The sequence below is a fragment of the Clostridium sp. ETTB3 genome, from assembly GCF_053571985.1.
In genome coordinates, this window is record NZ_CP199832.1 from 378,042 (window position 1) to 390,868 (window position 12,827).

Annotated in this window: 12 protein-coding genes; all 12 read left to right on the top strand. The window is 29.9% G+C overall.

All coding sequences use genetic code 11. The features are described 5' to 3' along the window. Nucleotides 1-3: 3 nt before the first annotated feature. Nucleotides 4-627: a redox-sensing transcriptional repressor Rex gene (locus tag ACUN06_RS01810; RefSeq protein WP_294368173.1), complete on the top strand. Its 624-nt coding sequence runs from the start codon at nucleotides 4-6 to the stop codon at nucleotides 625-627. Between the two features lie 459 nt (nucleotides 628-1,086). Beyond that, entirely contained in the window at nucleotides 1,087-1,896 is an 810-nt protein-coding gene (locus tag ACUN06_RS01815; RefSeq protein WP_346968193.1) for a short-chain-enoyl-CoA hydratase, read from the top strand. Between the two features lie 89 nt (nucleotides 1,897-1,985). Next, nucleotides 1,986-3,125 (top strand): acyl-CoA dehydrogenase, encoded by a 1,140-nt coding sequence (locus tag ACUN06_RS01820; RefSeq protein ID WP_294162095.1) that lies wholly within the window; start codon nucleotides 1,986-1,988, stop codon nucleotides 3,123-3,125. A gap of 16 nt (nucleotides 3,126-3,141) precedes the next feature. Continuing rightward, nucleotides 3,142-3,921 (top strand): electron transfer flavoprotein subunit beta/FixA family protein, encoded by a 780-nt coding sequence (locus tag ACUN06_RS01825; RefSeq protein WP_291731780.1) that lies wholly within the window; start codon nucleotides 3,142-3,144, stop codon nucleotides 3,919-3,921. Nucleotides 3,922-3,943: 22 nt separating this feature from the next. Continuing rightward, complete coding sequence (locus tag ACUN06_RS01830) at nucleotides 3,944-4,969, top strand: electron transfer flavoprotein subunit alpha/FixB family protein (protein WP_294162115.1); 1,026 nt, start codon at nucleotides 3,944-3,946, stop codon at nucleotides 4,967-4,969. A 54-nt stretch (nucleotides 4,970-5,023) separates the two neighbouring features. Continuing rightward, complete coding sequence (locus ACUN06_RS01835; RefSeq protein ID WP_294126437.1) at nucleotides 5,024-5,872, top strand: 3-hydroxybutyryl-CoA dehydrogenase; 849 nt, start codon at nucleotides 5,024-5,026, stop codon at nucleotides 5,870-5,872. Between the two features lie 131 nt (nucleotides 5,873-6,003). Beyond that, complete coding sequence (locus tag ACUN06_RS01840) at nucleotides 6,004-6,426, top strand: C-GCAxxG-C-C family (seleno)protein (protein ID WP_294383455.1); 423 nt, start codon at nucleotides 6,004-6,006, stop codon at nucleotides 6,424-6,426. A gap of 220 nt (nucleotides 6,427-6,646) precedes the next feature. Beyond that, nucleotides 6,647-7,570, top strand: coding sequence for a DNA-3-methyladenine glycosylase family protein (locus ACUN06_RS01845; protein WP_291731770.1), 924 nt, complete (start codon nucleotides 6,647-6,649; stop codon nucleotides 7,568-7,570). A gap of 74 nt (nucleotides 7,571-7,644) precedes the next feature. Continuing rightward, nucleotides 7,645-8,712, top strand: a complete 1,068-nt coding sequence (locus ACUN06_RS01850; RefSeq protein WP_449390019.1) for a M28 family metallopeptidase — start codon at nucleotides 7,645-7,647, stop codon at nucleotides 8,710-8,712. 277 nt (nucleotides 8,713-8,989) lie between these two features. After that, a complete protein-coding gene (locus ACUN06_RS01855) occupies nucleotides 8,990-10,498 on the top strand; it encodes a 4Fe-4S dicluster domain-containing protein (protein ID WP_294383461.1) in 1,509 nt (502 codons plus the stop codon). A 277-nt stretch (nucleotides 10,499-10,775) separates the two neighbouring features. Then, nucleotides 10,776-11,060: a co-chaperone GroES gene (gene groES / locus ACUN06_RS01860; RefSeq protein WP_291731764.1), complete on the top strand. Its 285-nt coding sequence runs from the start codon at nucleotides 10,776-10,778 to the stop codon at nucleotides 11,058-11,060. A 21-nt stretch (nucleotides 11,061-11,081) separates the two neighbouring features. Beyond that, the gene (gene groL, locus ACUN06_RS01865; protein WP_449390020.1) at nucleotides 11,082-12,710 is read left to right on the top strand and encodes a chaperonin GroEL; all 1,629 of its coding nucleotides are present in this window, start codon (nucleotides 11,082-11,084) and stop codon (nucleotides 12,708-12,710) included. Nucleotides 12,711-12,827: the final 117 nt, after the last annotated feature.

Sequence of the window (12,827 nt, forward strand, 5' to 3'; positions counted from 1 at the left end):
ACTATGGAAAAAAAGAAAAATGTCTCTATGGCAGTAATTAAAAGATTACCAAAATACCATAGATATTTGAAAGAGCTGATGAGAAATGATGTAGATAGAATTTCATCAAAAGAATTAGGTGAAAAAATAGGATTTACAGCATCTCAAATTAGACAAGATTTAAATAATTTTGGGGATTTTGGGCAACAAGGTTATGGCTATAATGTAAAGGAATTGTATAAACAAATTAGCTTAATTTTAGGGTTGGATAAAGAATATACTGGAGTAATAATAGGTGCTGGTAACCTAGGGCAAGCAATTGCTAATTATAGCAGATTTTCAGAATTAGGATTATCTATTGATGGAATATTTGATGCAAATCCAAAACTTATTGGAATGAGAATAAGGGATGTAGAAATAAAGGATATTGATACATTAGGTAATTATTTAGAAAATAATAATATTAATATTGGAATTATTTGTGTTCCAAGAATTAATGCACAAAAGGTTTGTGACCTTTTAGTTAAGGGTGGAATAAAAGGAGTATGGAACTTTGCACCAGTAGATTTAGTAGTACCAGACGATGTTAAGGTTGAAAATGTTCATTTATCTGAAAGTTTATTGACATTAGTATATTTAATGAAATAAGAATAAATTTAAAAAAATAACAAATTAAAAAAAAGTTTTGAAAAAACTTAATTTTAATTTGTTATTTTTTTATCTACAAAAGTATAAAATTTTTCATAGCTTAAAGTTATCAATATTAATGTATATGAAAATTTAAAACTATAAGATTGATAACATTTAAAAGTTTATATAAATTAATAAATGTTTTATTAATTTTATAATTGAAATTATAAAATTAAGATAGTTAAACCAAACATTAACAAGAAATAAATTGAAAAAATGTAATATTTATACCGAATAGTAAAATATTAATTGCAAATGGTAAAATTAGATATTATAATTAAAAGTAGGTTATGATTATTCAGAATCTTCTAACCAAAGATGAGGAAAAAGAATGTTTTTTTGAATTGATTTGTTAATAATATAACAAAGAAAAGGGTGTTTATGTGAAAAAATGGGTATAAAGGGGAAGAAGAATTTATGGAAATCAAAAATGTTATTTTAGAACAAGAATTAAAAAATTTAATTCTTGAAAAGGAAGGTAAATTAGCTATTGTAACAATAAATAGACCTAAAGCATTAAATGCTTTAAATTCAGAAACTTTAAAGGAACTAGATTCAGCAATTACTAATATTGAAAATGATAATAATATTTATTGTGTAATAATTAAAGGTGCAGGAGAAAAATCTTTTGTTGCTGGAGCTGATATAGCAGAAATGAAGGATTTAGATGCAAAAGGTGGAGAAGAATTTGGGGTTTTAGGTAATAAAGTTTTTAGAAAAATTGAAAGTTTAAATAAGCCTGTTATAGCTGCGATATCTGGATTTGCCTTAGGTGGAGGTTGTGAATTAGCAATGGCTTGCGATATTAGAATTGCTTCAGAAAAAGCTAAGTTTGCTCAACCAGAAGCTGGACTTGGAATTACACCAGGGTTTGGTGGAACCCAAAGATTACCTAGAATAGTTGGCTTAGGAAAAGCTAAAGAAATGATTTACACATGTGCAATGATTAAGGCTGATGAAGCATTAAGAATTGGATTAGTTAATAAGGTTGTTCCATTAGAAAATTTAATGGATGAAGCAAAGAAAATGGCAGATGTTATTTGTGCAAATGCTCCAATAGCAGTAAGACAATGCAAAGATGCAATAAATAGAGGAATGCAAGTTGATATAGATAAAGCAATTGAAATTGAAGCAAATGATTTTGGACAATGCTTTGATTCAGAAGACCAATTAGAAGGAATGACTGCATTTTTAGAAAGAAGAGAAAAGAACTTTAAAAACAAGTAAATTAAATTAAATTTAAATATATAGATGTGTATTGCAGAAAATTTTGTATTTCACGCATAAAGATGGTATTACAGGGAGGTAAAAAAGTAATGGATTTTGGATTAACTAGAGAACAAGAGTTAGTGAGACAAATGGTTAAAGAATTTGCAGTTAATGAAGTAAAACCAATAGCTGCTGAAATCGATGAAACAGAAAGATTTCCAATGGAAAATGTAAAGAAAATGGGCGAGCTAGGCATGATGGGTATTCCATTCCCTAAGGAGTTAGGTGGATCTGGCGGCGATGTATTATCATATATAATAGCTGTTGAAGAATTATCAAAAGTTTGTGCGACAACAGGGGTTATTCTTTCAGCTCATACTTCACTTTGTGCTTCGTTATTATATGAAAATGGAACTCCAGCACAAAAGGAAAAATACTTAGTACCACTTGCAAAAGGAGAAAAAATAGGTGCATTTGGTTTAACAGAACCAGGAGCAGGAACAGATGCTGCTGGACAACAAACTACAGCTATTTTAGAGGGAGATAATTATATCTTAAATGGATCAAAAATATTCATTACTAATGGTGGAGTAGCTGATACTTTTATAGTGTTTGCAATGACTGATAAGTCTCAAGGAACTAGAGGAATATCTGCATTTATAGTTGAAAAAGATTTCCCAGGATTCTCAATTGGTAAGAAAGAAGACAAGTTAGGAATTAGAGCATCTTCTACAACTGAACTTATATTTGAAGATTGTGTAATTCCAAAGGAAAACTTAGTAGGAAAAGAAGGTAAGGGATTTGGTATAGCAATGAAAACTCTTGATGGGGGAAGAATTGGTATAGCTGCTCAAGCTTTAGGAATTGCAGAAGGAGCTTATGATGAAGCTGTTAAATATATGAAGGAAAGAAAGCAATTTGGAAGATCATTATCAGCATTCCAAGGATTACAATGGATGATTTCTGAAATGAATACAAAGATAGAAGCTGCAAGACATTTAGTTTATAAGGCTGCATGGCTTAAACAAAATAAACTTCCATATGGAGTTGATGCTGCAAGAGCTAAGTTATTTGCTGCTGAAGTAGCTATGGAAGTAACAACTAAGGCTGTTCAAATTCATGGTGGATATGGTTACACTAAGGATTATCCAGTTGAAAGAATGATGAGAGATGCTAAGATAACTGAAATTTATGAAGGAACTTCAGAAGTTCAAAAGATGGTTATTTCAGGCGCAGCATTAAGATAGAAGGAGGCATTTGATAATGAATATAGTAGTTTGCTTAAAACAAGTACCAGATACAACAGTTGTAAAAATTGATCCAAAAACAGGAACTCTTATAAGAGATGGTGTTCCTTCAATAATAAATCCAGAAGATAAGCATGCTTTAGAAGCCGCATTACAATTAAAAGATAATCATGGAGCTCATGTAACTGTAGTTAGTATGGGGCCGCCTCAAGCAAAAAATGCTTTAAGAGAAGCTTTATGCATGGGGGCAGATGAAGCTATTCTTTTAACAGATAGAGCATTTGGAGGAGCTGATACATTAGCAACTTCAAAAACTATTGCAGCAGCAATTAAAAAATTAGATTACGATATAATATTTGGTGGAAGACAAGCTATTGATGGAGATACTGCTCAAGTAGGGCCAGAAATAGCAGAACATTTAGGAATTCCTCAAGTAACATACGTACAAGATGTTAAGATTGAAGAAGATGGAGTATTAGTAAATAGAGCTTTAGAAGATGGTTATGAATTAATAAAAGTTCAAGAACCTGTACTATTAACAGCGATTGAAGAATTAAATAAACCAAGATATATGAACGTTAAATATATCTTTGATACGGTAGATAAAGAAATTAAGATTATGACTGCAGATGATCTTGATGTACCTGCAGAAGAATTAGGGTTAAAGGGTTCTCCTACAAAGGTTAAGAAGTCTATGACTAAGGAAGCTAAAGGTGCTGGAGAAATTGTTAAAGAATCAGCTCCAGAAGCAGTAGCATATGTTTTAGGAAAATTACAGGAAAAACACTATATTTAAGATAATGGGAGGGTAATTGAAGATGAATATGGCAGAATATAATGGTGTTTGGGTATTTGCTGAACAAAGAAGTGGAGAATTACAAAAGGTTTCATTAGAAATATTAGGTGAAGGTAGAAGATTAGCTAATGAATTAGGAGTTAAGCTTACTGCAGTATTATTAGGAAATAATGTAGGAGATTTAGCAGATACTTTAGGTGAACATGGTGCTGATGAAGTATTAGTTGCTGAGCATCCTGAATTAGATAAGTATACAACTGATGGATATACAAAGGTTATTTGTGATTTAGTAAATGAAAGAAAGCCAGGAATACTATTTATTGGAGCTACTTTTATAGGAAGAGACTTAGGTCCAAGAGTTGCTGCAAGACTTTCAACAGGATTAACAGCTGACTGTACATCTTTAGCAGTAGATGTTACTAATGGGGATTTACTTGCAACAAGACCTGCATTTGGTGGTAACTTAATGGCAACAATTGCTTGTCCAAATCATAGACCACAAATGGCAACAGTTAGACCAGGAGTATTTTCAAAGCTTACTGAAAAGAAATATGATTTTAATGTAGAAAATGTAAATGTTAATTTAAATGCAGCAGATATTAGAACTACTGTATTAGAAGTTGTTAAAGCTAATAAAGATATCGTTGACATTGGAGAAGCTAAGGTTATAGTAGCAGGTGGTAGAGGTGTTGGAATTAAGGAAAACTTCGAACTTTTACAACAATTAGCTGATGTTTTAGGAGGAGTTGTTGGAGCTTCAAGAGGTGCTGTAGATAAGGGATGGATAGAAAGAGATTACCAAGTTGGACAAACAGGTAAAACAGTAAGACCTTCTATTTATATTGCTTGTGGTATTTCAGGAGCAATTCAACATGTAGCTGGTATGCAAGAATCAGATATGATAATTGCTATTAATAAGGATGAAACAGCTCCAATAATGAAGGTTGCAGATTACGCAATTGTTGGAGATTTAAATAAAGTAATTCCAGAAATGATTAATAGACTTAAAGAAATGAAAGAAGTATCAGTAGAAACTGTTAACTGTTAAAATGTATGCACTTATGGGCATAATTAAATATTGTATTAAAGGGGAGAGGTTATTATGGAAAAGATTTTTGTATTAGGAGCAGGAACTATGGGTTCTGGAATAGTTCAAGCTTTTGCTCAAAAGGGGTATGAAGTTATAGTTAGAGATATAAAAGATGAACTTGTTCAAAGTGGAATAGTTAGAATAAATAATGGATTATCAAAGTTAGTTTCAAAAGGAAAAATGACTGAAGAAACTAAAGAAGATATCTTATCTAGAATTTCAGGAACTACTGATATGAATTTAGCTGCAGATTGCGATTTAGTTGTTGAAGCTGCAATTGAAAACATGAAAATTAAGAAAGAAATTTTTGCAGAGTTAGACAAGATTTGTAAGCCAGAAACTATTTTAGCTTCAAATACATCTTCTTTGTCAATAACAGAAGTTGCATCAGCGACTAATAGACCAGAAAAGGTTATAGGAATGCATTTCTTTAATCCAGCTCCAGTAATGAAGCTTGTTGAAATTATTAGAGGAATGGCTACATCACAAGAAACTTTTGATGCAGTTAAAGAGTTATCTGTAGCAATTGGAAAGGAGCCTGTTGAAGTAGAAGAAGCACCAGGATTTGTAGTTAATAGAATACTTATTCCAATGATTAATGAAGCTTCATTTATTCTTCAAGAAGGAATTGCATCAGTAGAAGATATAGATACAGCTATGAAATATGGTGCAAATCATCCAATGGGACCTTTAGCATTAGGTGATTTAATTGGATTAGATGTTTGCTTAGCAATTATGGATGTTTTATATAATGAAACAGGAGATACAAAATATAGATCAAGCAGTATTTTAAGAAAATATGTTAGAGCTGGATGGTTAGGAAGAAAATCAGGAAGAGGATTCTATAACTATAATGCTTAATTTATAATTGATAAGGGGTAATTGCTAGAAGGTAATTACTCCTTATTATTTATAAACTTTACATAAATAATAAGTATTAATAAAATTAAATATATAATAGAAATTTATTAATATTGGAGGATGAGTATATTATGTTAGTTGATTTAGTTAACAAATATTATGATAAAAAATATGATTTAAATTGTGCAGAGTGTATGTTAGTAGCAGCAAATGAAGAATATGATTTAAATATTTCAAAACAAACTTTAATGACTATGGCTTCTTTTGGTGGTGGAATGGCAATTGGAAGTGTGTGTGGTGCAGCAACTGGAGCTATATCAGTTTTAGCATTAATGTTTACAAATGATAGGGGGCATAAAAGTCCACATGTAAAGGAAATGACAAGTAAATTTTTAAATGAATTTAATATGAAGATGAATTCATTGGATTGTATATCATTAAAAGAAAACTATTATGATTTAGAAAATAGGTGTTCAAAAATGATGATGGTATCTGCAGAATTGTTGCAAGAAATAATAAATGAATATAGTTCGATTTATTCTATAAATAGATAAAATAATTACATTTATATATTTAAATATAAAAAATAATTTCATTTTAGTATAAATAATAGCAATATAGGATAATGTTGAAAAAGTTGATTTATTAATATAATATAAAAAATAAATATTATCATTTAATAAGAATTATTTATAGAATATAAAAATATTAAGTTAGAAAAAATAAAAAATATAAAGAAAAGATTTATATTTTTTTATAACAGGGAGTGTAAGGATGAATTATACAAATTTAATAGAAAAAGATAACACAATAATATTAGAAAATGTAAAAGACTTTAATATAAAGCAAATACTTGAGTGTGGACAATGCTTTAGATGGGAAAGAATTAGTGATACAAATTATGTAATAATTGCATATAGAAGAGTAATTGAAGTAATTCAAAATGGAAGTACAGTAACAATTATTAATACTAATATGAAGGATTTTAATGAAATTTGGAAAAATTATTTCGATTTAAATGTTGATTATGAAAAAATAAAGGAAGAATTATCGAAAGATGAGCTTTTAAGAAAAAGTGTTGAATTTGGATATGGTATAAGAATATTAAATCAAGATCCATTTGAAATGTTAATAAGTTTTATAATTTCAGCAAGAAATAGTATTCCTTCAATAATGAAGACAATTAAAAAAATATCTGAAAAATGGGGAGATAAAATTGAGTATAATGGGAATGTATATTATGCTTTTCCAACTCCTGAACAATTAAAAGAAGCAACTTTAGATGAAATAAAAGAAACAGGTGCATCTTTTAGAAGTAAATACATAGTAGATACTATTGCAAAAGTAAATGCTGCAAATGAAGCTAAAAGGAATGGAACATTAAATGATGAATTACAACAATTTGATTTAGAATATATAAAATCATTACCTGTTGATGAATGCCATAAGGCACTTCAAAACTTTATGGGAGTTGGAGCAAAAGTGGCTGATTGTATAATGTTATTTTCAATGAGTAAGCATTCAGCATTTCCAGTAGATGTTTGGATAAAGAGGGCAATGATACATTTTTATTTAGCACCAGATGTGTCATTAAATAAAATAAGAGTCTTTGGTAGAGAAAAGTTTGGAGAGTTAGCAGGACTTGCTCAACAATACTTATTTTATTATGCAAGAGAAAATAATATAAAAGTAGAATAGTGTTGAATTAAGCGTATATTATTGGAATAATAGGGTAAATATAAAGTGAAGTAACATATTTATGGGAGGTCACTATGTATTTAGGAAAAAGGTTAATATCATTAATTTCTAGTGCATTAATAGCAAGTTTAATTTTTACTGGATGTGGAAGTAATTTAAGTCAAAGTGTACTTAGTAAAGGTATATTAACAAAAGAACAAAAGATTTATGAAGAGCCTGGTAGCAATGCAGAAGAGTTAAATATTGAAGCAATAATGAATGAGCTTACTAGTGAAGAATATTTATCAAGACTAGTAGGAACTGATGCAAATACTAAATCAGCTCAATTTATACAAAATTATTATGAAGCAATTGGATTGGAGCCATTTAATGATGAAAGTTATCTTGAAGTTGTTGATTTAAATAATGAAATGAGGTCTTTTTTTAATCCTGCTGGGGATAATAAAAATGAGGTTGATAATATAATTGGAGTGATTAAAGGTGAAGATAGTTCTAAGGCAATTGTAATTTCGGCTCATTTTGATCATGTAACAATAAGAAGTAAATTAGAAGAAGCTGCTACTAATACTGAGTCACAACAAATTTCAGTTAATAAAATACAAGGAGCAATAGATAATGCATCTGGTGTGGCTACTTTACTTGAAACAGCCAAGGAATTATCAGCTTATTATAATGATAATAAGCCGCCTTATGATATAATTTTTGCTGCATTTAATGCTGAAGAGCTTGGATTAATAGGAAGCAGAAAATTTGTAAGTGAATTTAGAGATAAATATGATAAATGGTATGATATAAATATTGATTGCATTGGGGTTAGGGGAAATAATGGATTAGCAGTAAAAAATAATGATCCATTATCTCAAGAGTTATATGATGATTTTATTGAAGTTTTAGATGAAAATGAAGTTTATTATGAAATTGTTCCTTATGCAATGAATGAAGAGGGTGTAATTGTTGGAAGTAGCGATCACATGTCATTTAGAAGGGCAAATGATGCTTCATTAATAATAGGGCAGGATGGAATTACAGAAATTGTACATACTGAAGATGATAATATGTCTATAGTTGATTGTAAATTAATTGAGAATATAAAAGATGCATTAGTTGATTTTATAATAAAAAATGATAATAAAATTTATTAAAGTTTTAAAACTAGATAAATTAAAGTTATTTTAAATAATTAGGAAAAAGTAGTAATGAAAAATTTGAACTACTCCTTGTTAAGTAGACAGGGAGCAGCTGAATTCAAAAAATCATTGCTACTTTTTTTATTAATTAATTAGTAAAAAAATAAATATTTGATGATTAGTGTTGAAGTTTATATGTAAAAATATTTATTAAGACATCATTAAATAGATGGAATAAATGGTAAAATATTGTATAATTAAAAGTGGTATACAATACAGGGGGAGTGGTGAGATGTTTAAGTTTGAAACTCAGCTTAAAAAATTAAAACATGAAGTGTTAACAGAAGTTGCAAGACTTGCAAAAAATGATGAAATTAGTTTAGAAAGTATTGAAAAGGTCCCTTATGAAGTTATTAAGGGGGATGTTGCACAATATAGATGTTGTGTTTATAAGGAAAGAGCTATTGTTTTAGAAAGGGCAAAGCTTGCTGCAGGATATTTAGCAAATGGTGATAATCCAGAACCGGATTTAATTGATATTAGACCAGATGAACAAATTATATATGTTATTGAGGCAGCATGTGATAGATGTCCTATAAATAAATTTAATGTAACAGATTCTTGTAGAAATTGTCTTGCTCATAGATGTCAAGAAGCATGTAATTTTGGGGCAATTACAATTGTTAATGGAAGAGCATATATAAATCAAGAGTTATGCAAGGAATGTGGTTCATGTAAAAAAGCATGTCCATATGATGCAATATCAGAAGTTATGAGACCCTGTAAGAGATCATGTCCAACAGGAGCATTAGATATTAATCCTAATGATAGACGAGCTATGATTAAGGAAGAATTATGTGTTAATTGTGGTTCTTGTATGAGAGCATGTCCTTTTGGAGCAATTTCAGATAAGAGCTTAATTGTTCCAGTTGCAAAGAGACTTGCAAGAAAGAGAAAAATGTATGCTGTAGTAGCGCCTGCAATAACAGGACAATTTGGTCCAACTATGAATTATGGTAAGATTAGAAATGCTATTAGAACATTAGGATTTGAAGAAATGATAGAAGCTGCATTAGGTGCAGATGCAGTAACTGTTCATGAAGCAAATGAATTTGTTGAAAGAATGAAAAGAGGAGATAAGTACATGACTAATTCTTGTTGTCCTGGATTCTTAAATTTTATTGAAAAGATTAATCCAACTGAAAAAGATAAAATTTCAGGAACTGTATCACCAATGGTTGCAGCTGCAAGATATATAAAGAAAAATGAACCAGATGCTAAAGTTGTATTTATAGGTCCTTGTACTGCTAAAAAAAGTGAAGCTGTTAGATTAGGAGTAAGTGATGCTGTTGATTATGTTTTAACATTTGAAGAATTACTTGCTTTGTTTGAAGCTTTTAATGTTAATCCATTTGAATGTGAAGAGGAAAATGTTAATGATGCATCTGTATTTGGAAGAAATTTTGGTGCTTCTGGAGGGTTAACTGCTGCTATTAAAAATTATATTGCTGATAGTGGTGTTGATGAAGTTGAATTTAAACCAATACCAACATCAGGACTTGACTGTAAGAAAACTATGATGCTTGCTAAGGTAGGAAGACTTCCAGGAAACTTTATTGAAGGAATGATGTGTGAAGGTGGATGTATAAATGGTGCGGGTGTAATTGCACCACCAATGAGAGCTAAAGTTGCATTTACTAAAATAAATAATGGAACTACTATAAAGTCTGTACTTAAAAATAAAACTCTTGAGGAGTTTGAAGGAGTAAATTTAGAAAGAGAATCTGATTTAGAAAAATAATTTTAAGATATTAAATTTTTATAAATTTAAACTAAATACTGTATTTTACAACTAAATAAAATATTAATATATTAGTAGTAAAAGTAATAGTAAGAAAAATAATGGAAAACAAAGTAAATTAAAAATAAATTAGTCTAATTAGTAATATTTGGCCTTAGTAAGGTAATAATATAGAAAGTAATTGTTGAAAGATTACTTTATAAATTATATTATAAATATAAAGGTATTAGCACTCTATATTAGTGAGTGCTAAAAAAAAATATAGGAGGGTTTATTTATGAATATAAGACCATTAGGTGATAGAGTAGTAATAAAAAAATTAGAAGCGGAAACAACAACAAAAAGTGGGATAGTTTTAACTGGAAGTGCTAAGGAACAACCACAAGAAGCTACAGTTGTTGCAATAGGACCAGGGGCATTAGTTGAAGGAAAGAGAGTGCCTATGGATGTTGAAGTTGGAAATAAAGTATTATATTCAAAGTATGCTGGAACAGATGTAAAGGTTGAAGGCGAAGAATATATTATATTAAAACAAGACGATATACTAGCAATAGTAGAGTAATTTATTAGGAGGTAATTTTTTATGGCAAAGATGATACAATTTGGTGAAGAAGCTAGAAGAGCAATGCAAGTTGGTGTTGATAAACTTGCTGATACAGTAAAGGTAACTTTAGGACCTAAAGGAAGAAATGTAGTTTTAGATAAGAAATTTGGTTCACCACTTATTACTAATGATGGTGTTTCAATAGCAAGAGAAATAGAATTAGAAGATCCATATGAAAATATGGGAGCTCAGCTAGTAAAAGAAGTTGCAACAAAAACTAATGATGTTGCAGGTGATGGTACTACAACAGCTACTCTTTTAGCTCAAGCTATTATAAGAGAAGGGTTAAAAAATGTAACTGCTGGTGCAAATCCTATGTTACTTAGAAATGGTATAAGAATGGCAGTTGAAGAAGCTGTTAAGGGAATATTAGAAATATCTAAGCCTGTTAATGGTAAAGAGGATATAGCTAGAGTTGCTGCTATTTCAGCTGCAGATGATGAAATAGGTAAGCTTATTTCAGATGCTATGGAAAAGGTAGGAAATGAAGGGGTTATTACTGTTGAAGAATCTAAATCAATGGGAACTGAATTAGATGTAGTTGAAGGTATGCAATTTGATAGAGGATATATTTCTCCTTACATGGTAACTGATACAGAAAAGATGGAAGCAGTTTTAGATAATCCACTTATATTAATAACTGATAAAAAGATAAGTAATATACAAGAAATATTACCTGTATTAGAGCAAATAGTTCAAGCTGGTAAGAAGTTATTAATAATAGCTGAAGATATTGAAGGAGAAGCAATGGCTACATTAGTAGTTAATAAATTAAGAGGAACATTTAACTGTGTAGCTGTTAAAGCACCTGGATTTGGTGATAGAAGAAAAGAAATGCTTCAAGATATAGCTATATTAACTGGTGGTCAAGTAATTTCTGAAGAATTAGGAAGAGACTTAAAGGAAACTACTATAGATATGCTAGGCCAAGCAGAAAGTGTTAAAATCACTAAGGAAAATACTACAATAGTAAATGGTAAGGGTGATAGTAATGCTATCAAGGAAAGAATTGGTCAAATAAAAACTCAAATAGAAGAAACTACTTCAGAATTTGACAAAGAAAAATTACAAGAAAGATTAGCTAAGCTTGCTGGTGGTGTTGCAGTAATTAAGGTTGGAGCTGCTACAGAAACTGAGCTTAAGGAAAGAAAACTTAGAATAGAAGATGCTTTAGCTGCTACTAAGGCTGCTGTTGAAGAGGGTATAGTACCAGGTGGTGGAACTGCTTATGTTAATGTAATCAATAAGATTGCAGAATTAAAATCTGATGTTGCTGATACTCAAGTTGGTATCAATATTATAGTTAGAGCATTAGAAGAACCAATGAGACAAATTTCTACTAATGCAGGACTTGAGGGTTCTGTAATTATTGAAAAAGTTAAGAATAGTGATGCAGGAATGGGATATGATGCATTACATGATGAATATGTAAATATGATTAAGGCAGGAATTGTTGACCCAACTAAAGTTACAAGAAGTGCACTTCAAAATGCTGCTTCTGTAGCATCTACATTCTTAACAACTGAAGCTGCAGTTGTAGATATACCAGAAAAAGAAGCTCCAATGCCAGGTGCACCAGGAATGGGTGGAATGGACGGAATGTATTAATTTAAATAAAAATTAATATTTAAAATAAGGTTGATATTAACTTAAATAGTGTTAGTGTCAACCTTATTTTTATTTTTTTGTTTTATTATTTTAAGAATGGTTATAATATAAAAAAAA

Bases quoted from the DNA above. Each gene is read 5' to 3' on its own strand.
- ACUN06_RS01830 (WP_294162115.1), top strand. From the start codon at position 3,944: ATGAATATGGCAGAATATAATGGTGTTTGGGTATTTGCTGAACAAAGA.
- ACUN06_RS01810 (WP_294368173.1), top strand. From the start codon at position 4: ATGGAAAAAAAGAAAAATGTCTCTATGGCAGTAATTAAAAGATTACCA.
- ACUN06_RS01820 (WP_294162095.1), top strand. From the start codon at position 1,986: ATGGATTTTGGATTAACTAGAGAACAAGAGTTAGTGAGACAAATGGTT.
- groES (WP_291731764.1), top strand. From the start codon at position 10,776: ATGAATATAAGACCATTAGGTGATAGAGTAGTAATAAAAAAATTAGAA.
- groL (WP_449390020.1), top strand. From the start codon at position 11,082: ATGGCAAAGATGATACAATTTGGTGAAGAAGCTAGAAGAGCAATGCAA.
- ACUN06_RS01850 (WP_449390019.1), top strand. From the start codon at position 7,645: ATGTATTTAGGAAAAAGGTTAATATCATTAATTTCTAGTGCATTAATA.
- ACUN06_RS01840 (WP_294383455.1), top strand. From the start codon at position 6,004: ATGTTAGTTGATTTAGTTAACAAATATTATGATAAAAAATATGATTTA.
- ACUN06_RS01845 (WP_291731770.1), top strand. From the start codon at position 6,647: ATGAATTATACAAATTTAATAGAAAAAGATAACACAATAATATTAGAA.
- ACUN06_RS01815 (WP_346968193.1), top strand. From the start codon at position 1,087: ATGGAAATCAAAAATGTTATTTTAGAACAAGAATTAAAAAATTTAATT.
- ACUN06_RS01855 (WP_294383461.1), top strand. From the start codon at position 8,990: ATGTTTAAGTTTGAAACTCAGCTTAAAAAATTAAAACATGAAGTGTTA.
- ACUN06_RS01825 (WP_291731780.1), top strand. From the start codon at position 3,142: ATGAATATAGTAGTTTGCTTAAAACAAGTACCAGATACAACAGTTGTA.
- ACUN06_RS01835 (WP_294126437.1), top strand. From the start codon at position 5,024: ATGGAAAAGATTTTTGTATTAGGAGCAGGAACTATGGGTTCTGGAATA.